This is a genomic window from Flavobacterium terrigena (assembly GCF_900108955.1).
GTDB classification, from domain to species: Bacteria; Bacteroidota; Bacteroidia; order Flavobacteriales; family Flavobacteriaceae; genus Flavobacterium; species Flavobacterium terrigena.
Genome location: NZ_FNYA01000005.1, coordinates 228,851 through 250,471, shown reverse-complemented (window position 1 = coordinate 250,471; position 21,621 = coordinate 228,851). Strand labels below are relative to the sequence as shown.

The following is a 21,621-nucleotide window of genomic DNA, read 5'->3' as shown; positions in this document are numbered from 1 at the left end:
ACAAGGTAATGACTTTCAGAATTGTTTAAAATTAAAAAAAATTGCCTATTTTCGTGTTTTAATTTAAGAATAATGAAAAAAATTACCCAAATCTTTTTCGTTTTGTTGACTTCTTTCTGTTTTTCGCAATCTGATGATGACGAATTTAACAGAATGGTTGTGTCTGAAATGAAATCGGCTTCCAAAACAATGAATGTTCAAGTAAATCCGAACACGCAAAACTACGATGTAACCTATCATGAATTTAGATTTACAATTGATCCGAATGTGTTTTTAACAGATGATTCTGGAGAAGAGAGATCAAGTGTTGTAGCACAAGTAAAAACCGATTTTACAGTTACACAAGCTACCAACACAATTACTTTTGATTTCAAGTACAGTGCTGACCCTGTTTTTAAATATACAATTAGCAGTGTGGTTTCTGGAGTTACTTCTTTACCATTTGTGCATCAAAATACAGATGAGCTTATTATTACATTTCCAACAACTTTAACGGTTGGGTCTTCTCAAACCGTAACAATAAATTATTCTGGTTATCCAAATAATGATGCTGGAGCTTTTACTAGAGATACGCATAATGGAACTCCAGTGATATTTACACTTTCTGAACCTTTTGGTGCAAAAGATTGGTGGCCTTGTAAGCAAGATTTGAATGACAAAATCAATAGCTTCGATATGTATATTACGGCACCATCAACTTTTAATAGTGTGTCAAATGGATTAGAGCAAAGTAGAATTATTGCTGGAGCAAATGCAACAACACATTTTAAACATTTGTATCCAATACCAGCATATTTAATTGTTTTAAACATAACGAATTATCAAATTTATAATCAACAAGGTGGCTTAGGAACTTTGGCAAGCCCTTATTTTCCAATTATTAATTATTTATATCCTGAAACGAATACAGTTACTACTCAAACGCAATTAGCTGTTACACCAATAATTATAAATTTATACGAAAGTATTTTAGAACCGTATCCTTTTAGAAATGAAAAATATGGCCATGCACAATTTGGATGGAATGGCGGAATGGAGCATTCTACAGTTTCATCAATGGGAAATTTTGGAAGAGATTTAATTGCTCATGAAATGGCACATCAATGGTTTGGAGATAAAATTACATGTGGTTCTTGGAAAGATATTTGGTTAAACGAAGGAATTACAGAATACATGTCTGGTTTGGTCCGAGAAAATTTAGATGGTGCTCCTGCATTCGTGTCTTGGAAAAACAATAAAATTAATAGCATTACTGCTTTACCTGGTGGAGCGACTTTTTTAACTGATGCAGAAGCATTAATTCCGAATAGAATTTTTTCAAGTAGATTGTCCTATAATAAAGGTTCGATGATAACGCACATGTTGCGTTGGAAATTAGGAGATGTGATGTTTTTTCAAGCGTTAAAAAATTATTTAGCAGATCCAGCATTAGCCTATGGTTATGCAGTAACCGCTAATTTTAAATCGCACTTAGAAGCTGTTTATGGTAGTAGTTTAACGGAATTTATGAACGATTGGTTATATAATCAAGGCTATCCATCTTATGAAATTGTGGCTCAAAATTGGGGAGCTGGGCAAGCTAAAATTACAGTAAATCAAACACAATCGGACGCAAGTGTTTCGTTTTTTGAAATGCCTTTACAAATTAGATTATCTGGAAGTTCAGGTCAAACACATGATGTTGTGGTAAATAACACAACAAATGGGGAAGAATTTATTGTTTCTGTTCCTTTCGTGGTAACTGGAGTTACTTTTGACCCAAATAAACACATCATTTCAAATGAAAATATAGAAACTTTAGGAAACGAAAATTTTGATAGTAATAATGCAGTTTCCCTTTATCCAGTTCCTGCAGAAAATGAATTAACTATTCAATTTCCAACTAATTTTAAGTTATATAAGGTTGAAATATATAATAATTTAGGGCAATTATTAGGTACAGATTATAAGAAGACGATAAATACATCTCAGCTATCAAGCGGAGTACATTTTTTAAAAATTGAAACTTCAGAAGGCGTCTTTCATAAAAATTTCATAAAAAAATAGGCTAACCATAAAATAATATTAAAAAGTAAGGTGAAAACCTTACTTTTGCTTTTTAAATACAAATCAAAATACAATGATTCAAGTAGCACAAATACTTTTTATACTATCAGTTTTAGTAATTCTTCATGAGTTCGGACACTATATAACAGCCAAAATGTTTAAAATGCGAGTAGAAAAATTCTACTTGTTTATGGATGTTGGTTTTTCATTAATCAAAAAGAAAATTGGTGAAACAGAATGGGGAATCGGATGGTTGCCTTTAGGCGGTTATGTGAAAATTTCTGGTATGATTGATGAAAGTATGGATGAAGACCAAATGAAACAAGAGCCACAACCTTGGGAATTTCGTTCAAAACCAGCTTGGCAACGTTTAATTGTAATGTTAGGTGGAATTATTGTAAATATATTACTAGCATGGTTTATTTATGCGATGATGTTTTCTACAGTTGGTCAGAAATATATTTCTACAGAAAAAATTCAGAAAAATGGATTAGCTTTTGGTGAAGTTGGTCAAAGTGTAGGCTTCAAAAACGGAGATAAAATAGTTTCTATTGACGGAAAATTACAACCAAAATTCAATTGGGCAGTAATTGATGTTTTGTTGAGCGATGAAGTTATTGTTGATAGAGGTGGTAAAGAAGTTAAGTTAAATTTAACTGACGAACAAAAAGGTGAGATTCTTGGAAAAGAAGGAAAAGGATTTGTAAAAGCACGTTTTGAATTAAAAGGAATTTATGTTGACAGTATCAACTCTAAAAAATCACAACTTCAATTTAAGGATGAAATCTTAGGTGTTCCAAATCAGAAATTAACTTATTTTGATCAATTTAAAGATTATTTACTTGCGAATAAAAATAAGCAAGTTTCAGTTTTAGTTAAAAGAGATAATAAAGACACAGTTGTTAATGTTTTAGTTGACAAAAACGGTTCTATTGGTTTAGAAAAAGACTTTTTTGTAAACACGCAACCTTTAATGAATGAAGTTAAAATTGCTGAAATTACTGAAGGATCAAATGCAGAATTAGGGAAATTAAACGCAAACGACGTTATTCAAAAAGTGAATGGTGTTGATGTTATGTTTTATAGTGAATTTAGAAACATCTTAAAAAAGAACAAAAACAAAGAAGTACTTGTAACGGTTAACAGAAATAATACGCCTAAAGATTTAAAAGTTTTAGTTAATAATGAAGGGAAACTAGGTTTTTCAATTAAACCAGCTGTTGAACTAAAGAACGAATTTGAAATTGTAAACAAACTTACATTTTCACAAGCAGTTTCAGCCGCAGTGAAGGAATCGTATCAATTGTTAGTATATAATGTGAAACAATTCAAATTAATCTTAAAACCTGCTACAGGAGCTTACAAGCAAGTTAAAAGCCCAATTGGTATTGCTCGTCAATTGCCAAGTTTTTGGGATTGGGAATTTATTTGGAATTTCACTGCCTTATTTTCAATCGGTTTAGCGTTTATGAACTTATTACCAATTCCTGGTTTAGATGGTGGACATGCTTTATTTACGATTGTAGAAATGGTTACTGGTAAGAAATTATCAGATAAAGCAGCGGGTTACGTGCAAACTGGAGGTATGATTTTCCTACTTTCACTAATGGTATTAACCTTTGGGAAAGACATTTACCAACTAATTTTAGACAAATTAGCAAATTAAAATAAAAAAGTGCTAAAATATTTTTGCTGAAATAAAAATTCAATTATATTTGCACTCGCTAAAAGAAACAAGCAACTTCCTTCTTAGCTCAGTTGGTTAGAGCATCTGACTGTTAATCAGAGGGTCCTTGGTTCGAGCCCAAGAGAGGGAGCAAAACTTTTAGCGAAAAACATACTTAACCTATACGGTTATTCCTTCTTAGCTCAGTTGGTTAGAGCATCTGACTGTTAATCAGAGGGTCCTTGGTTCGAGCCCAAGAGAGGGAGCAAAAAGTTCAACAGCAATGTTGGACTTTTTTTATGGGGTAAACTTTCCCTATTTTATTTGTATTCTGCAATTTAATGAAAAAAATTCTTGGTTTGTGTCAAACAAAACCCTTTTTTCTTGTGCGAATATTCCATATATTTGTTTGTAACACACTCATAAATAATATTTTATGACCAAGAAGACAAACACTCCCATAAAGTTGTACTTCTTACTAGTTCTCATGTTAATCGCGATACTAGTAACGGGAATCTATGGTATTCGTGAGCTTAATACACTGAATGAAATCACGGAAAAGATACACACAGATCCTATTAAAATTTCAGATGAACAATTCAGAAAATCACAAGATATTTATCGTCAAGCCAAAAGGAGTTCTTATATCTTCCTTTCTATTTCCCTTACTTTTTTTATTATTCTAGCTATTTATATTATTAAAAAGGTGCGTCTGCTCATCAGAAGTCTAAAGCTGATTAATAATAAAATCATGCAAAGTGAAGTTAAATTCCAAGAATTGATGAAATATGCGGGAGATTCTATTTTCATGACGAATTTAAATTTCCAAATTATCGCAATGAACGAAAGTGCCTGCGAACTTTTAGGTTATTCTAAAGAAGAACTTCAGCATATGAAAATTGTTGAGTTGATGACCAAAGAAGAACAGAAAACATTTGCATCTCGAATAAAAATAATAAATACTGAAGGCGGTTCTGTACATGAAAGAGCATTTGTAAAAAAAGATGGTAGTTTGGTTGAAACTGAAGTCAATGTTCGTGCAATAAAAGGCATTGGCTACATATCTGTTATTCGTGATATTACAGAACGTAAGGAAACAGAAATTAAAATTCGTGAGAGTGAAGAACGCTATAAGTCCATTATTTCTGTATCCAAAACTGGCGGTTGGGAATTTCATGGTGTTACAGATTTTCTTTGGTGTAGTGAAGAATATTTTTTGATGTTAGGTCGAAAACAGTCCGATTACGATTTTTCTGGCGCCAAAAACCTCAAAGAAACCTGGATTGACCTACTACATCCTGAAGACAGAGAAAGATCAATAAATCATTTTGCTGAATATTTGAAAAATGGATCAGTAGGTACGTATGAAAGTTATTTCCGAATGTTGCATGCTAACGGAAGTTGGGTGTGGATTTGGTCACGCGGACAAACACTTCGTGATGCAGAGGGCAAACTTACTCCACTTACTGTAGGAACGCATATCGATATAACAGAACGCAAGAAAATTGAAAGAGAGTTAACGGAAAAAAAGGAGCAATTGTCATTATTTATTGAACACAGTCCGGCTTCGCTTGCCATGTTCGATACAGATATGCGATATATTGCTACTAGCCGTCGATGGACTAATGACTACAATATTGGAAATCAAAACGTAATTGGCAAAACACATTATGAAGTTTTTCCTGAAATTACTCAGGTTTGGAAAGACATTCATCAGCGCTGTCTAAAAGGTGCTGTTGAAAGAAGTGAAGAAGATTCTTTTGAGCGTTTAGATGGTTCAAAAGAGTGGATACGATGGGAAATCCGTCCATGGCATAAATCTAGTGGTGAAATTGGTGGTATCATAATGTTTACAGAAGTAATCACGGAGCGAAAAGAATCCGAATTACTATTCAAAAACCTAGTTGAAAAATCATTGGTAGGGGTTTTTATTGTTCAGAAAGGAAAGTTCGTATATGTTAACCCGAAATTTGCACAATATCTTGGTTATGCCGAAGAAGAAATGCTAAAAATCGACAACTTCCGTCAGATTGTTGATGATAGTTATACACCAGCTGAATTAGAACAATGGAGGGAAAAGGTTGATACCGGTATTATTGAAGATTTTCATATCGAATTAAAATACAAAAGAAAAGACGGACAAATAATTTGGGCTGATGTCTTTTGTGGGGAAACAATCTATAAAGGCGGAAAAGCTATTCTGGGTTCATTCCAAGATATTACGGAAAGAAAAAATTCTGAAGCGGCCATCAAAGAACAAGCGGAAATATTTACAGCTATTATTGAAAATGCGAATGAAGCAATTTGGTTACTTTCTCCAGATTTAACGGTATTACAATTTAATAAAACGTTACAGGAAAGAATTCGATTAAATGGTGGAAAAGAAATTTATTTGGGTGCTAACTTTAAAGATTTTCTCTACAGTGGCTCTGAAAATCAGTTTATGACAATGTTTAATGAGGCATTGAAAGGCAACTATCCAGAGAAGGAACTATGTCAGACCAACATTCATGGTAAATTATTTTGGATAAGAACAAGAATGTATCCTGTTTATGATACTGAGAAAAAATTAATTGGTATCGCTATTCTTACCGAAAACATTACGGAGCGAAAAGCAATGGAAGCTGAAAGGCAAAAAATTCTTGATGAAATGATGCAAAGAAACAGAGATTTGGAGCAATTTACGTATATTGTTTCTCATAATCTTCGAGCACCAGTTGCGAATATCATCGGAATTAGCAATTATATGCAAAATACGGAAATGGATTCGAAAGAAAGTGAAGAAATGAACAACGGTCTTCGAACATCTGTGCTTAAATTGGATGGCGTGATTAATGATTTGAACAATATCCTTAAAGTAAAACGCGAAATAAGCGAAAAGAAAGAAACGGTTAAATTCTCAGATTTAGTAAACAATATTAAAACAAGTATTGTAAATTTGATAGAGAAAGAGGAAGTTACTTTCATTACTGATTTTAATGCGGTTGAAGAGATGGAAACTATTAAAAGCTATCTTCATAGTATCTTTTATAATTTGATCTCTAACAGCATTAAATACAGACGTCCTGATGTTGCACCAGTTATTGAAATAAAAACTGCTCTTGTGGAAGATAAACTTGAAATTACTTATAAAGATAATGGATTGGGAATCGACTTAGAAAAGAAAGGTGATCAGGTATTCGGATTGTACAAAAGATTCCACACACATGCTGAAGGCAAAGGAATGGGGTTGTATATGGTTAAAACACAAGTGGAAACGCTTGGAGGAACGATCTCTTTAGAAAGTGAAATTAATAAAGGGACAGAATTTAAAATTAAATTCGAAATTGAAAAAAACAATAATTAAAATGAGTTGTTATGATTCACGATTTTAAACGTTTTATCGTTATTGACGATGATCCGATAAATAATTTATTATGTACGAAGAACATTAAAAAAAGTGTTGAGGGTGCGGATGTTATTACTTTTACTGATGCCGAAACTGGTCTTGATTATATTAAATCCAATTTTAGTAGCCCTAATGCTGAAAAAGTAGTTCTTTTTTTAGATATTAATATGCCTACGATGTCGGGCTGGGAATTTATGGAAGAATTTCACAATGTTAACGCAGAAATAAAAGACCATGTTTCTATTTATATCCTTTCTTCTTCTGTTAGTGAAGTGGATAAGCAAAAAGCAAAGATTGATCCTGATGTGATTGATTATATAGAAAAACCTTTGTTGGTTGATATTTTAAATAAGCTTCCTTAAATATTTTAATAATAACTGAATTAATTATAGATTCAAACAAAAAGCATAATTAAAAATGTAATAATTTTTAATTATGCTTTTTGTTTGAATAACATTTTTGAGCTAACATTTCTTAATCCAATCTTACCAAGTTTTATACGAAGTTGAATATGTTTAAAATAAAAAAGCAAATAAAGAGCTGTTAAAAACATAGATTTATCATGTGAATAATGTTGAATGAAAGTTTAAAGGAGCGCCTATTTATGCGGTTTGAGTAGTTTTTGAGTAGTGTATTATTAGGGTTTGACCTTGAAAGACTAATATATTTGGTCAGAAATAATTTAACACAACAATTTAAAATCAAAACACATGAAAAGAAAATTACACTTTTTAAGTTTGTTATTACTAAGCGGATTTAGCTTACAAGCACAAACTACCTTAACAGAATCTACTTTAACTACTCCACGTGGTACATCACTTAGAGTTACAGGAGGAACACAAATGATAGTTCCAGGAGCAACAGTAAATAGCGTGTTTAATAATGCTGTTACAAATAATAGCTTTACAATCGAATTTTGGGCTAAAGTTAATACTGATCCCGCTACAAGTGCTAAATTGATTGGAAGTAACGGAAGATTACCTGTTTCTAACTTTACTTCTGGAATCGCTTTTGAATTTTCTGCAACTAACAAATTGAATGTGGTAATTGGAAACAACTCTGGATCATGGTCTTCTATTACTGATCAAGGTTTAGCTTGGAATGTTGGAGAATGGAATCATGTAACAGTTACGGCTGAAAATGGCGGATTTCTTAAGTATTATGTTAATGGAACGTTTGTAGCTCAAGTTGCCTTTACACAATATGTAGAAAATACATGGGGACTTGGTCTAGGTTACAGTTCTCCTTATCCTGCAAATACTGTTCAGGCAGAACTTGATGATCTTCGTATCTGGAAAAAAGCACTTACACCAGCAGAAATTCTTCAAAATATGAATTATGAATTAGCAGGTACAGAAACTGGTCTTGGAATATATTATAATTTTGATCATACAGTAGGAAATACAAACTCAATTACTAGTAATGGAACTACTCAATTTGAAATCACTTTAGGTACTAATTATTCACTTCAACCATCTACTTCACCAGTTGCTAATATTGCTTCTGATTTCCAAAATGTAGTAAAAGGAAAATGGAGTAAAAACAACACGGTTAATGTTGTAGGTCTTAGTGTTTTAGGTACGATTACAGATTTTAACACGAATGTTGTTGTTGGTAAAAAAGATGATGTTACTACTGATGTTGTTCCAGGAAGTACAATGGCATTGTCATATCTTAAAGGTGGATGGGAAATTAACCCACTTAACTTTGCAACAGCAGATCTTCAAGTAGATTTAGCTGCGGTATTTACAAATTCTGCTGCATTTGATGCAACAGTTGATCATTATGAATTGATAAAAGGAGATCCAAATGGAACTTATCAAATAGTTGGAACTGCAACATCAGCAAGTGGAATTGTTACTTTTACTAACGTTGCATTAAGTGGTGATACTTATTACTTAGGGTATATTTTAACAAGTGTACTTGGTAATAATGCATTTAACTCAATTAATGATACAGTAAGTTTATATCCAAACCCAACAGAAGGTAATACAATTATTGAGGTAAACGGTAAAGCTGGAAGTAATGTAAATGTTACCGTTTTTGATATTGTTGGAAGAAAAGTTTTAGATATTCAAAAACAAGCAATTGGAAGTAACCAAAAAATTGAATTAGATCTTACTGGTATTGCTGGTGAGCAGTTATTTGTAATCCAAGTTCAAGTTGGTGACCAAATAAAAACATTCAAGTTGTTGAAAAAATAATACTAGTTTTTAATAAAAAGCTCAGTATTTGCTGAGCTTTTTATTTTTAGTTTTTAATCGTTTCTTAATGTCTCAGTAACATTGCGGTTTTATCAAAGAACTAGTTTTGCAATTCTTTATACTTATGACAAATGAACTTTAAGTTGTCTTTTCCAATTGTTTTTTTTGTTATTGCCATTTGGTTCTGGAATCAAAATGGTATCTCAAAAAGTGATTATTCTGAAAACAATTTTCGTCATATTATAACCACTCAAGCTAAAACCCTGGCTAAGGAAATAGATAAATTGAATACAATTGCTATTTCGTACCAAAATAAATGTGTTACTGTTGAACAACTTCGTAACCAACTCAAAAAAACAAGACTTAGTTTTAAAAAAGCCGAATGTATTTTGGAGTATTATTATCCAAAACATATAAAATCATACATTAACGGTCCGCCTTTAAATCATTTGGATCCTTATCCTATTGGCGAGGAACATAATTCTGATACGCATTATTACAGATTAACTCCAGAAGAAATCAAAAAATCGCAACCTCTAGATTATTTAGAAACTGATCATTATCGTGGTGCGCCAAAAGTTGTAACACCAGTTGGTTTGCAAGTGCTAGATGAAATGATTTTTGATGATGATATCAATGCAGATGATGTTTTAAAACTTACATCAGATTTAAAAGATAATTACGTTATTCTGGTGAAAACACTGGAAATGCGTAATTACTTTTATGATCATGAAATTATGGAGGCAACTCGATTAGAATTGGTTCGCATCTTTTCAATGGGAATTACAGGTTTTGATACACCAGGTTCACAAAACGCAATGGAAGAAGCGGCCGTTTCCTTAGAAGGAATTCAAGAAGTTTTACAACCATTACTTTTAAAATTACCTATTGCTGAACAAGAAGAATTAAAAAAACAGTTCCAAAATGCCATCGCATACTTAAATAAAAATAAAGATTTCAATCGTTTTGATAGGTTTACATTTATAACTTCACATGTTAATCCATTATACAAAGCCTTATTGCAAATGCAGGTTAGTTTGCAAATAAAAAGCACATCAGAAATAAGCCGAGAAACTACTTCATGGAATGCATATAGCGTGTCTATTTTTGCTGAAGATTTCCTAAATCCCTACTATTATACGATTCTTAAAAAATCAGAAGATAGCGAAGCACTTCAAGAATTGGGCAAGCAACTGTTTTATGATACTTCATTGAGTGATAGTGGTAAAATGAGCTGCGCTTCTTGTCATAATCCTGATAAAGCTTTTTCGGATGGTGTACCAAAATCACTTTCAAATATAGAAGGTAAAAACGTGAAAAGAAATTCGCCTTCATTGGTGAATTCCGTATTTTCTGATCGTTTTTTTTATGATTTACGCGCACAAGATTTAGAGGAACAAGCCGGACACGTTATTGAAAATCACATGGAATTTAATACCAACTTTCCGGAATTAGTTAAGAAAATAAAAAACAATCCTGATTATCAACAACCATTTGAAAAAGCCTTTGGTAAAAAAGACATAACTCGTTATCGCTTGTCAGCGGCTTTGGCGTCCTATGTTGCTTCTCTAAGGTCGTTTAATAGCATATTCGACCAATATGCTCGTGGAGAATTAAAAGGCATCCCATCGCAGATAAAACAAGGGTTTAATTTATTTATGGGTAAAGCAGGTTGTGCGACTTGTCATTTTGCACCCACATTTACGGGATTGGTTCCGCCATTATTTCACGAGAACGAAAGTGAAGTATTAGGAGTTCTAGCAAAACCCAATACGTTTGATGTTGACGAAGATCTAGGTCGTATCGAAAACGGATTCACAGAAGATAATGAGGAAATCTATAGAAAATCATTCAAAACCATGACGGTACGAAATGTGAAATTAACCGCTCCATATTTTCATAACGGTGCATATAACACACTTAACGAAGTAGTCGATTTTTATAACAAAGGTGGCGCTGCCGGATTAGGTTTGACTTACGAAGTACCCAACCAAACACTTCCGCCAGATAAGTTGAAGCTTTCTAAAAAAGAAATTGCGGCACTTATTGCTTTTATGGAATCACTTACTGATAATCCAGTTTCAAAATTTAAGAATCAATAAAATCGAATTTAAATATCTTAAAATTTACAATCCCATCGGTATTTTAAATTAAGATTAAGCAATGTTTAAGCTATTTCAGTTTAGTAGTTTTTGAGTACCATCTTATCTAATTTTGACTGGAAATCAACAATATATTTGACAAATAATTGTAAAAAATAAATAAAATTAAACATGAGAAAAAAACTATTCATTTTAGGATTATTGTTTTTCCTTGGATTAAGTAACTGCCTACAAGCTCAAACTATTCCTGGAGATTCAATCGTATTTGGCCCGATGATGAGCGTACCTTACAATAATAAGGTTCGAGTATGGGTGCTAACAAAAAACAACACGGGTTCAGGAAATACGCTTTCTATTTCTATGAGCGAAAACAACACACCAGGTAGTTTACTTACTGGAACTTTGTTTAATACGGACACTCGTTTAGGTTACAATTTACGTTCGTACGAATACACAAACCTTGCAGCTGGTGGAAATTACACGGCTAAGATTATGATAAATGGTGTTGCGGATGCCAACAGAACCACTATAATTAAAAACGAGCAAGAAATTATTGATGATTTTGAATTTCTTTCTGGAGGTTGTGCCAGAATTTATGATTTGAGTCGTTGTATTGATTTACCAGAATCAACAACTCACTTCAATGGAACTCCTCAAGTCTTTAATGTTATGGCTCAAGAAGGTAGCGACATGATGGTTTGGTTAGGAGATGCAACATATCTTTTAGGTAACATGCATGCGCCAGGTCAATGTCCGGGAGCTTTAGACGATTGGGCAAACAAAGACATGGCGTTTGATCGTTATATGTTTTACAGAGGTTTTCATGATAATTTGATTAAAGCAATGCCGCAAATTGCAATTACAGATAATCATGATACTGGTCCAAATGATTTCGACAAAACCATGCCTACACTAGCGCAAATGAAAGAAATTTTCAAAGACTGGTGGCCCAATCCAGAATATTTGAGTACTCCTGAAAATCCAGGACTTCATTCATCATACAAATATAAAGATGTAGAATACTTTATGTTAGATAATCGTAGTTACCGTGTTGGAAATGCAGTACAGCTTGGTCCTGATCAATTGATTTGGTTGAAAAGTGCACTTTTAGCTTCAACAGCGAAATTTAAAGTAATTATTAGCGGAACGCCTACTTTTACTAATCTTGGCGGAAGAAATTTCTCTGCTACCGCTGAAGCAACTGATCTTACAAATTTTATCAAAAACAATAACATCAATGGTGTACTTTGTTTGAGTGCTGATATTCATTCACAACGATTATATACGCGTCAAGGTTCAGATGTGAAATATCCGCTTTACGATTTTGTTTCAGGTAATGTAAATTCAGACGTAAGTTCGAACGCTCCAACTATCGATTATAATGCGAATCCTATTCTGTCTGGTGGAAACCAAACGTATTTAAGAATCAATGTTTTTGGTCCTGAGGACGATAGAAGAATGAAAGTAGAATACGTTCGTGAAACCGGAGTACCTTATTTTGAAAGCATCATTCATGAAGATATGCTTACGAGTCAAAATGCGGATGCACTTAAATTAGAATTAAAAATAAGTAATTCTCTTACGGATAGTTCAACTTATAATCATTCGGCTACAGCTACAAACGTAACATATGTAAGTGACAGAAATGGTGTAACAAATGAAGCATTAAGTTTTGGTTCAACTACATCAGTAACAATACCAAATGCGATTTCACTTAATTTTCATAATCGTCCTTTCAGTTTGGTTTGTTGGGTAAAACCAACACAATTTCAAGCAAATGGTTCAACAATACTTTCTAACGGCGCAACGGGAACTGGAGTTTCTCTTGGTATTGATGCTAACGGAAAATTGACTTATAAAGACCATGCTTCTAATGTTGTTTACACTAGTCAAAGTGGATTAGCAGTAAATGAATGGGCTTATGTTACTTGGAAGTATGATAATGTAAGAAGAAAATTGTATTTGTATCTTAACGGTTTAGCGACTCAAACATGGAATAATGTTATTTCTCCTGTTATTTCTCCAGCGGATTTAAAAGTGGGTGATAACTTCGAAGGTAAAAAATTCATTGGTGCATTAGATAATCTTGTATTTTATGGAAGATTAATTTCTGATGAAACGATATTGGCTGGTGCCGAATTTGTAAGTACTCGTGGTGCGTCGTTAAGAGTAACTGGAGCTTCTCAAATGGTGCTTCCAGGAGCATTAGTAAATAATGTATTAAGTGATGATTTTACAATTGAATTTTGGGCAAGACTTAACTCAGACCCAGGAACTAATTTCAAGTTGCTAGCAAGTAATGGAAGAGTTGGTGGTAATACAACTGGTATTTCATTTGAATTTCCTGATAGTAATAAATTGAATGTAGTTTTAGGTAACAATACTTCGGGATGGAGCACTATTTCTGAACAAGGTGCAGCATGGAATATTGGTGAATGGAATCATGTAACAGTTACTGCTGTGAAAAACGGATTAGTGAAATATTACATAAATGGAGAATTTGTTGCTCAAACAAATTTTGGACAATATGTAGGAAACACTTGGGGACTTGGTTTAGGTTATAGCCCTTCCTATACAGGTGCTGTTCAAGCAGATTTGGATGATCTTCGTATTTGGGAAAGAGCGCTTACTCCAGCAGAAATAAAACAACACATGCATTATGAACTTGCTGGTACAGAACTAAATCTTGCTGTATATTATGATTTTGAACATACTGTTGGTAATACAAGCACAATTACAAGTAAAGGAATTTTTCAACAAACAATAACTCTAAATGGAGGTGTATTGGCTCCATCTACATCGCCAATTGCCAATATTACTACTGAATATCAGAGTTTGGTAAAAGGGAAATGGAGTAAAAACAACATTATTAATGTTGTTGGATTAGGTGTTTTAGATAACATTACAAATTATAATAGCAATGTTGTTATTGGTAAAAAGAACGACACTACTACAGATGTGGTTCCTGGAAGTTCAATAGCATTATCATATCTTAAAGGCGGATGGCATATTGATCCGTTCAATTTTACAACAGCTAATCTTCAGGTTGATTTATCTCAGGTTTTTACAAATTCTGCAACATTTGACGCAACTGTTGATCATTATGAATTGATAAAAGGAGATCCAACTGGTACATATGAAGTAATTGCCACTGGCGTTTCAGTTGCCGGAATCGTTAATTTTAATAATGTTCCATTAAGTTTAGATAATTATTACTTAGGTTATGTTTTGACAAGTGTTTTAGGTAACGATACATTTAATCCAATTAATAACTTGGTGAGTTTGTATCCGAATCCAACAGATGGTAAAGTGACTATTCTATTGAATGATGAGGTTGAAAACAGCTTCTATGTAGAAGTTTTTGATGCCGTTGGAAGAAAAGTGTTTGAAGTTAAAAAACAAGCAGTAGGAAGCAACCAAAAGATAGAATTAGATCTTTCTGGAATTACAGGAGAACAGTTATTTGTAATCCGAGTTCATATAGGTGAAAAAACAGAAACTTTCAAACTATTGAAAAAAGGATAATAATCAGGTTCGTTATATTTTGCTGAAAGGCCGTACATCTGTGCGGTCTTTTTTTATAAGTTTTATTCAAACAGATATAAAAAAAATCCCGAGCATTGCTCGGGATTTCTGTATAAGAGAAAATTGAATTATTTTTTCTTTTTTGCTCCTTTTTCTGCTTTTGCAGCTTCTTGAGCAGCTTTCATTGCAGCACGAGAAATTCTTACTTGACAAACAACAGTGTTGTCTGGGTGTAAAATTTTGTAACCATCTGCTGCTAATTTAGTAACATATAATTTGTTACCCATTTCTAATTCAGAAATGTTTGCTTCAACGAAATCTGGTAAGTTAGCAGGTAAAGCTCTCACTTTTAATTTACGTTGGTTTAAACGTAAAACCCCTCCTAATAAAACTCCTGGAGATGTTCCAGTAACTTTAACAGGTACTTCCATTGTAATTTCTTTTGCAGCATCTAGATTATAGAAATCTACGTGTAAAATTTTGTCAGAAACTGGGTGAAATTGGATATCTTGTAAGATACCATCAAATTTCTTTCCACCTTCTAATTCAATTACTACAGTGTGCGCTTCTGGAGTGTAAACTAAACCTTTAAATGCTCTTTCTTCAGCACTAAAATGTACTGGATTTTCCCCTCCGTAAATAACGCAAGGAACCATTCCAGCATTACGTAAGGCTTTAGTAGCTACTTTGCCCACGCTTTCTCTTTGTGATCCTTTGATCGTAATTGATTTCATTTGAAATAAATTAAAATTAATAAAAAAAATTGGTTAGTGGTTTAAAGGAATGAACATCTTCAAACCCGCTAACTTTACATTAAAAACTTTCCACTAATGGAATTGTTGTTTTGTACCATGTGCATTACTTCTGCAAATAATGGGGCACAACTTACAACTTTTATCTTTTTAGATTCTCTTCTTAATGGAATAGAATCTGTAACAATTAACTCTTCTAATTTTGAGTTTTCAATTTTTTCGTATGCTTCACCAGATAAAATAGGGTGCGTACAAATTGCTCTTACACTCAAAGCGCCTTTTTCAATCATTACATCAGCGGCTTTTGCTAATGTACCTCCAGTATCAATCATGTCATCTACTAAAATCACATGACGACCTTTCACCTCTCCAATCAATTCCATTGTATCAATTACATTGGCCATTTTTCTTTGTTTGTAGCAAATTACTACATCTGATTCTAAAAATTTAGAATACGCATAAGCTCTTTTAGAACCACCCATATCAGGTGAAGCGATTGTCAAGTTTTCTAAACCTAAACTTTTCACATAAGGTAAAAAGATAGTTGAAGCAAACAAGTGATCCACTGGTTTTTCAAAAAATCCCTGAATTTGATCTGCATGTAAATCCATGGTCATAATTCTAGTAGCTCCTGCTGTTTCTAATAATTTAGCTACCAATTTTGCTCCAATCGGAACTCTTGGTTTGTCTTTTCTGTCTTGTCTAGCCCATCCAAAGTATGGGATAACCGCAGTGATATGTCTGGCTGATGCTCTTTTAGCCGCATCAATCATTAATAACAATTCCATTAAATTATCTGCGCTTGGAAAAGTGGAACACACTAAAAATACACGAAGACCTCTGATTGATTCTTCAAATGACGGTTGAAATTCACCATCACTGTATTTAGAGAATGTTACTTTACCTAGCGGTACACCATATTTACTGGCAATTTCTTCCGCTAGATACACACTTTGCGAACAGGCAAATATTTTTGCTTCGGGCTCGTTGTATGACATTTTAATTTGTTGTTATGTAGTTAGTTAGTCCTGTGTATGCTTAATCGGGTGCAAAGGTAAAAATAAAATCGGACTCTGAAAGTAAATTTTTAAGTATTTTTATATCCAAATTCGAAACTTTACTTATATTTGCACACTCTAAAAAAGTAAAGAAGTTGAAAATAATCTTTTTTCACTTTGAAAAACTTTTCAATGCCCGGATGGCGGAATTGGTAGACGCGCACGACTCAAACTCGTGTTCCTTGGAGTGTGGGTTCGATTCCCACTCCGGGTACAAAATAAAAAAAGCTCAGCATTTGCTGAGCTTTTTTTATTATAAACTAGATTTAAATTGTTCTAAGAAACGTACATCGTTTTCATAAAACATTCTAATATCGCCAATTTGGTACAATAACATCGCAATTCTTTCAATTCCCATACCAAAGGCGTACCCTGTATATTCGTTTGGGTCAATTCCACAGTTTTTCAAAACATTTGGATCTACCATTCCGCAACCCATAATTTCTAACCAACCTGTTCCTTTCGTAATTCGGTAGTCAGTTTCAGTTTTCAATCCCCAATAAATATCTACTTCTGCACTTGGTTCTGTAAATGGGAAATAAGACGGACGTAATCTGATTTTCGATTTCCCGAACATTTCTTTTGTGAAATATAATAACGTTTGTTTTAAATCTGCAAACGAAACATTTTTATCAATATATAAACCTTCAACTTGGTGGAAAATACAGTGTGAACGAGACGAAATCGCTTCGTTACGGAAAACTCTACCTGGAGAAATCGTTCTAATAGGCGGTTTGTTGTTTTCCATATATCTCACCTGAACAGACGAAGTATGCGTTCTTAATAAAACATCTGGATTCGTTTGAATGAAAAACGTATCCTGCATATCACGCGCTGGGTGATATTCTGGTAAATTTAAAGCCGTAAAGTTATGCCAATCGTCTTCAATTTCCGGACCTTCAGAGACATTAAAACCAATCGTAGAAAACACATCTAAAATTTGATTTTTCACTAAAGAAATAGGATGACGAGAACCAATATTAATTGGAGTTCCCGGACGAGATAAATCGCCAAACAAGTTAATAGATTCTGTTTTAGATTCTAAAAGTTCCTGAATGCTTTTTACTTTTTCTTCCGCCGTATTTTTTAATTCGTTAATTACCTGACCAAATTCTTTCTTTTGTTCGTTAGGTACGTTTTTAAATTCAGCAAAAAAATCTTTCAATAAACCTTTACTTCCTAAGTATTTAATACGAAATTCTTCTAAAGTCGTTTTGTCTTCAGTTGTAAAAGCTTGAGCTTCTTTAATATGTTGTTTTATCTTATCTATCATCGTAAAAGGGTAATTGTCTGCAAATTTATGTATTTTTTAGTGAATAGTGAATAGTGAATAGTGAATAGTTTGAACTGAATACTAAAAACTGAACACTGAGACTAATTTATTATTTCTTTTTCTAAAAAATAATTTACAATCGCTTCTTTCATTAAAACCGATTGTTCACCTGCTTTTAGCGTTGGTAATTCTTTCGTCACTTTATAATGTGGCCAACCATCTTTGTCGAAAAATTCAAATTCGTAATATCCGTAAGGTTCTAAAAGTTTACAAATAGCAATGTGCATTAGGTTTACTTTTTCGTCTTTTTTGAATGTTGTATTTATTTTGCCTAATTCCTGAACGCCAATTAAGTAAATAATTGCATCTAAATCCAATTCATCACCATCGGCAAATTTTTCAGATAAAAAAGACACTACTTTTTCCCAGCGTTCTTTTAATTGTGTATCTCTAGACATTTCTGTTTTGTTTTTTTGCAAAGATAGTATTTGAGGATTGCATTTTGTAGTTTTGTTTTTAGAAAATTAAAAATATGAGTTTTATCGATATTGTTTTCACCGCTTTATTAGGCTACGCTTTATTTACGGGTTTGAAAAACGGTCTTTTTGTTGAAATTGCTTCTTTTGCTTCTTTGATAATTGGAATTTTTGTAGCGATAAAATTTTCGCATTTGGTTCGATTATCATTAGAAGATTTGATAAAAGTTAATCCAAAATATATTGAAATTATTGCTTTCGCGATTACTTTTTTATTAGTCGTTGTTGGTATTTATTTGTTGGCCAAATTTTTTACGAGCCTTACAAATTTCGCTTCTTTAGGTTGGCTGAATAAATTAGGAGGCGCAATTTTTAGTATGTTGAAAAGCATTTTAATATTGAGTGTTTTGATAAGTTTGTTTCAGAAAATCAACATTAATCATATGTTGGTGAAGGAAGAAACGTTGAATAATTCGGTTTTTTATAATCCGATACAAGCCGTTTCTAAATTTATGTATCCGAGTTTAGAAAAATGGTACGAAGAATTTAAGGAGAAAGCGAAAGCTGAATCGGGTGAGAAACAAGTTTTGGATTCTACGGAAGTTGATCAAAATTAGAAGAAGTATTATGAAATTAAAATTAGAACATTTTATAATTTTAGTGATTGTTTGGTTATATCCATCATTTTCCAATTCATATGATTTAATTAGAATTATGAATAGATATTTTGACATGTTTGAGATTGAAGATAATTATGATGTGTTAGTTGAGAATCAATATCTTTTTAGAGAAGAAATAAATAAAATTGGTTATTATACAATTACTTGTAAAGGTGAAAAAATTATAGTTGAAAATAAAGAAATGATACTTTTTGAAAGCAGAAATAAATTCAAGAATCAAACTGAATTTTTAGAAAACGTTCTAAATAAATTTATTTTAAAAGCAAATAGTTAACCCAATGTTTGTCACCCTGAAAGGGTCTCACGCAAAGCAAGTCTCACAATACATTAAATTGAAACAGTAAGAGATCCTTTAAGGATGACAAACTAGGCGGATAAACTGGATTGCTAATTTCGTGTGATTTTTTTTATAAAACCTACTCACTAACCCATTTAAACCCAACTCTAGGAATGTTTTCAATAGATAAACTCGGTGTTTCTTTAAATATTTTTCGCAAACGAGAAATAAAAACATCCAAACTTCTTCCTAAAAAATAATCGTCGGAACCCCAAAGTTCCATTAGGATTTTTTCGCGTTTTAAAACCGTATTTGGATTGTCTAAAAACAGTTTTAGTAATTGAGCTTCACGCTCAGTAAGTGTGGTTTTTGCCGTTTCGTTTTTAATTAAATAATTTTCAGGTTCAAAAATAAAACCAGCAAATTCATATTGTTTTACGGTTTTTTCTGTATTTTTCTGACTTCGGTGTAAAAACACTTCAATTTTTAAAATCAGTTCTTCAATAGAATAGGGTTTCACTAAATAATCATCAGCACCTAATTTCAACCCTTTAATTCTGTCTTCTTTCATGGTTTTCGCCGACAAAAAGATAATAGGAATTTCTTGATTGCGCTTTCTAATTTCCGTCGCCAATTCAAATCCGTCCATTTCTGGCATCATAATATCGGTAACCACAATGTCAAATTGGCCTTTACAAAAGGTATCTAAACCTATTTTCCCATTGGTACAATGCACCACATCAAAATGTTGTTCTAAATTATCGGAAGTTAAAAACGCTAGAGTTTCTTCGTCTTCAACATATAAAACCTTCTTTTTAGGCATAATCTTTTGAATTAATTAAAATGGTAACTGTTATTCCTTTGTCTGAATTATTAGTGATAGCAATTTTCCATCGATGTAAATCGCAAATCTTTTTCACATACGATAATCCAATACCAAAACCTTCAATGTTTGAAATATCTTTTCTTGAAACTCGGTAGAATTTATCGAAAACGAAAGGTAAATCTTTTGTAGGAATTCCGCAACCTTTATCTTTAATTTGAATTTGAAGTTTCTGGTTGTTTTCATGAACATCAATTTCAATTTCGGGTTTAGTTTCCGTGTATTTTACTGCGTTATCAACCAAATTGAACAAAATGTTATACACGTGAAATTCGTCTGCCTTGATTTTAAAAGGCTTCGCAATATTTATTTTGATGTCAATTTCCTTGTCGTATTTTAAAATGATATTGTCTTTCAGTAAATCTAAAACGGGTTTCAATTCGAAATTCGTTTTATCAATTAGCATTTGCTTGCTTTCCGTTTTAGCTACATACAAGATTTTTTCAATATGTTCATTCAATTTATTGGTCTGATTGACAATAATTTGATTGTATTTTAAGAGTTTCGGATTCTGTTTGATTTCATTTTGCTGTTTCACATAATTTGACGCAATCAGAATAGAAGCTAATGGCGTTTTAAACTCATGCGACATGTTATTGATGAAATCTTTTTGCAATTCCGTGTATTTTTTCTGTTTTAACATTAACACAACTGAATACACATAAATGATTAAAACCAAAAACAATACGGTGGTGAATATCCAATATTGATTTAAGTTTTTAAAATAATTTTGTTTGATATCTGGAAATCGTATCGCGAAATAATAGGTGTATTCTGGGTTTTTAGTAAAACAAGTGGGACATTTAATAGGTTCAATTTTTCCGTTGCTGTTAATGTGATTACTAAACGCCATTTGATCGGAAGTACAATTGTAAACCGCGTATTCAAAATCGACATCCAAGTTATTTTTCTGAAATTCTGAAATTAAATAATGTTCTAAAACCGTATTTTCAAATTCGTAATTTACGTTTACTGTAAAGTAATCATCGGAAACTTTTTCAACCTGATTCGCAACTAATAAACCCGTTTGATTGTCTTTGTATAGTTTTTCTAATACTTCTTGAAGTGCAAAGAAAATTTTGTCTTCCGTATCTTTTTTGGCTAATTTGTGTGCGTTATTAATTAAAAATAATTGCATAATAATTACTCCAACGATTGCGAGGAAGCCAATTATGATGACAATATTAAATCTAGATAACTTCATTTTCTATTCAAATTTTTAACGATATTACTACAAATTTTGAAGCGAAATTAATCATTAACAAGTCATTAACACAATAAATATAACTGA

The 21,621-nt window shown here is 32.5% G+C and carries 15 protein-coding genes and 3 tRNA genes; 12 read left to right on the top strand and 6 right to left on the bottom strand.

The genetic code is table 11. The features are described 5' to 3' along the window. The first annotated feature begins 72 nt into the window (after positions 1-72). The 9 genes from BMX42_RS10250 (at position 73) to BMX42_RS10210 (ending at position 14,931) form a co-directional block, all read left to right on the top strand. Positions 73-2,046 (top strand): M1 family metallopeptidase, encoded by a 1,974-nt coding sequence (locus tag BMX42_RS10250; RefSeq protein ID WP_091313354.1) that lies wholly within the window; start codon positions 73-75, stop codon positions 2,044-2,046. Positions 2,047-2,119: 73 nt separating this feature from the next. Beyond that, positions 2,120-3,712 carry a site-2 protease family protein gene (locus tag BMX42_RS10245; RefSeq protein WP_091313350.1) on the top strand — a complete coding sequence of 531 codons (1,593 nt, stop codon included), beginning with the start codon at positions 2,120-2,122 and terminating at the stop codon, positions 3,710-3,712. Positions 3,713-3,789: 77 nt separating this feature from the next. Continuing rightward, a tRNA-Asn gene (locus BMX42_RS10240) sits at positions 3,790-3,863 on the top strand. Positions 3,864-3,904: 41 nt separating this feature from the next. Beyond that, positions 3,905-3,978: transfer RNA gene (locus BMX42_RS10235), tRNA-Asn, on the top strand. A 485-nt stretch (positions 3,979-4,463) separates the two neighbouring features. Next, entirely contained in the window at positions 4,464-7,058 is a 2,595-nt protein-coding gene (locus BMX42_RS10230) for a PAS domain S-box protein (RefSeq protein WP_177169160.1), read from the top strand. 11 nt (positions 7,059-7,069) lie between these two features. Further along, the gene (locus tag BMX42_RS10225; protein WP_091313344.1) at positions 7,070-7,462 is read left to right on the top strand and encodes a response regulator; all 393 of its coding nucleotides are present in this window, start codon (positions 7,070-7,072) and stop codon (positions 7,460-7,462) included. A gap of 348 nt (positions 7,463-7,810) precedes the next feature. Continuing rightward, on the top strand, positions 7,811-9,304 hold the full coding sequence (locus BMX42_RS10220) for a LamG domain-containing protein (protein WP_091313342.1): 1,494 nt from the start codon (positions 7,811-7,813) through the stop codon (positions 9,302-9,304). A 131-nt stretch (positions 9,305-9,435) separates the two neighbouring features. Further along, positions 9,436-11,406 (top strand): cytochrome-c peroxidase, encoded by a 1,971-nt coding sequence (locus BMX42_RS10215; RefSeq protein WP_091313338.1) that lies wholly within the window; start codon positions 9,436-9,438, stop codon positions 11,404-11,406. 171 nt (positions 11,407-11,577) lie between these two features. Continuing rightward, positions 11,578-14,931, top strand: coding sequence for a LamG-like jellyroll fold domain-containing protein (locus BMX42_RS10210; protein ID WP_091313335.1), 3,354 nt, complete (start codon positions 11,578-11,580; stop codon positions 14,929-14,931). Positions 14,932-15,059: 128 nt separating this feature from the next. On the opposite strand, the gene BMX42_RS10205 is transcribed toward BMX42_RS10210, so the two are convergent. Beyond that, complete coding sequence (locus BMX42_RS10205) at positions 15,060-15,665, bottom strand: 50S ribosomal protein L25/general stress protein Ctc (protein WP_091313331.1); 606 nt, start codon at positions 15,663-15,665, stop codon at positions 15,060-15,062. Positions 15,666-15,739: 74 nt separating this feature from the next. Beyond that, on the bottom strand, positions 15,740-16,681 hold the full coding sequence (locus tag BMX42_RS10200) for a ribose-phosphate pyrophosphokinase (protein WP_091313327.1): 942 nt from the start codon (positions 16,679-16,681) through the stop codon (positions 15,740-15,742). A 194-nt stretch (positions 16,682-16,875) separates the two neighbouring features. On the opposite strand from BMX42_RS10200, the gene BMX42_RS10195 reads away from it, so the two are divergent. After that, positions 16,876-16,955 (top strand) — tRNA-Leu (locus BMX42_RS10195). A 39-nt stretch (positions 16,956-16,994) separates the two neighbouring features. Here the strand turns inward: BMX42_RS10195 and pheS are convergent. Both pheS and BMX42_RS10185 read right to left on the bottom strand, forming a co-directional pair. Beyond that, a complete protein-coding gene (pheS, locus tag BMX42_RS10190; protein WP_091313325.1) occupies positions 16,995-18,014 on the bottom strand; it encodes a phenylalanine--tRNA ligase subunit alpha in 1,020 nt (339 codons plus the stop codon). Positions 18,015-18,115: 101 nt separating this feature from the next. Then, complete coding sequence (locus BMX42_RS10185; RefSeq protein WP_091313321.1) at positions 18,116-18,472, bottom strand: hypothetical protein; 357 nt, start codon at positions 18,470-18,472, stop codon at positions 18,116-18,118. Positions 18,473-18,546: 74 nt separating this feature from the next. Between BMX42_RS10185 and BMX42_RS10180 the strand changes: the two genes are divergently transcribed. Continuing rightward, positions 18,547-19,107: a CvpA family protein gene (locus BMX42_RS10180; RefSeq protein ID WP_091313317.1), complete on the top strand. Its 561-nt coding sequence runs from the start codon at positions 18,547-18,549 to the stop codon at positions 19,105-19,107. 10 nt (positions 19,108-19,117) lie between these two features. After that, positions 19,118-19,444 carry a hypothetical protein gene (locus tag BMX42_RS10175; RefSeq protein WP_143055635.1) on the top strand — a complete coding sequence of 109 codons (327 nt, stop codon included), beginning with the start codon at positions 19,118-19,120 and terminating at the stop codon, positions 19,442-19,444. Between the two features lie 142 nt (positions 19,445-19,586). Here BMX42_RS10175 and BMX42_RS10170 read toward each other — a convergent pair whose 3' ends face one another. Together BMX42_RS10170 and BMX42_RS10165 are read right to left on the bottom strand one after the other, a co-directional pair. Then, positions 19,587-20,270 carry a response regulator transcription factor gene (locus BMX42_RS10170; RefSeq protein WP_091313310.1) on the bottom strand — a complete coding sequence of 228 codons (684 nt, stop codon included), beginning with the start codon at positions 20,268-20,270 and terminating at the stop codon, positions 19,587-19,589. Then, entirely contained in the window at positions 20,263-21,534 is a 1,272-nt protein-coding gene (locus BMX42_RS10165) for a sensor histidine kinase (protein WP_091313306.1), read from the bottom strand. The genes BMX42_RS10170 and BMX42_RS10165 overlap by 8 nt, the downstream gene beginning before the upstream one ends. Positions 21,535-21,621: the final 87 nt, after the last annotated feature.

Bases quoted from the DNA above. Each gene is read 5' to 3' on its own strand.
- BMX42_RS10245 (WP_091313350.1), top strand. From the start codon at position 2,120: ATGATTCAAGTAGCACAAATACTTTTTATACTATCAGTTTTAGTAATT.
- BMX42_RS10230 (WP_177169160.1), top strand. From the start codon at position 4,464: ATGCAAAGTGAAGTTAAATTCCAAGAATTGATGAAATATGCGGGAGAT.
- BMX42_RS10205 (WP_091313331.1), bottom strand. From the start codon at position 15,665: ATGAAATCAATTACGATCAAAGGATCACAAAGAGAAAGCGTGGGCAAA.
- BMX42_RS10210 (WP_091313335.1), top strand. From the start codon at position 11,578: ATGAGAAAAAAACTATTCATTTTAGGATTATTGTTTTTCCTTGGATTA.
- BMX42_RS10215 (WP_091313338.1), top strand. From the start codon at position 9,436: ATGAACTTTAAGTTGTCTTTTCCAATTGTTTTTTTTGTTATTGCCATT.
- BMX42_RS10175 (WP_143055635.1), top strand. From the start codon at position 19,118: ATGAAATTAAAATTAGAACATTTTATAATTTTAGTGATTGTTTGGTTA.
- BMX42_RS10220 (WP_091313342.1), top strand. From the start codon at position 7,811: ATGAAAAGAAAATTACACTTTTTAAGTTTGTTATTACTAAGCGGATTT.
- BMX42_RS10225 (WP_091313344.1), top strand. From the start codon at position 7,070: ATGATTCACGATTTTAAACGTTTTATCGTTATTGACGATGATCCGATA.
- BMX42_RS10170 (WP_091313310.1), bottom strand. From the start codon at position 20,270: ATGCCTAAAAAGAAGGTTTTATATGTTGAAGACGAAGAAACTCTAGCG.
- BMX42_RS10200 (WP_091313327.1), bottom strand. From the start codon at position 16,681: ATGTCATACAACGAGCCCGAAGCAAAAATATTTGCCTGTTCGCAAAGT.
- BMX42_RS10180 (WP_091313317.1), top strand. From the start codon at position 18,547: ATGAGTTTTATCGATATTGTTTTCACCGCTTTATTAGGCTACGCTTTA.
- BMX42_RS10165 (WP_091313306.1), bottom strand. From the start codon at position 21,534: ATGAAGTTATCTAGATTTAATATTGTCATCATAATTGGCTTCCTCGCA.
- BMX42_RS10185 (WP_091313321.1), bottom strand. From the start codon at position 18,472: ATGTCTAGAGATACACAATTAAAAGAACGCTGGGAAAAAGTAGTGTCT.
- BMX42_RS10250 (WP_091313354.1), top strand. From the start codon at position 73: ATGAAAAAAATTACCCAAATCTTTTTCGTTTTGTTGACTTCTTTCTGT.
- pheS (WP_091313325.1), bottom strand. From the start codon at position 18,014: ATGATAGATAAGATAAAACAACATATTAAAGAAGCTCAAGCTTTTACA.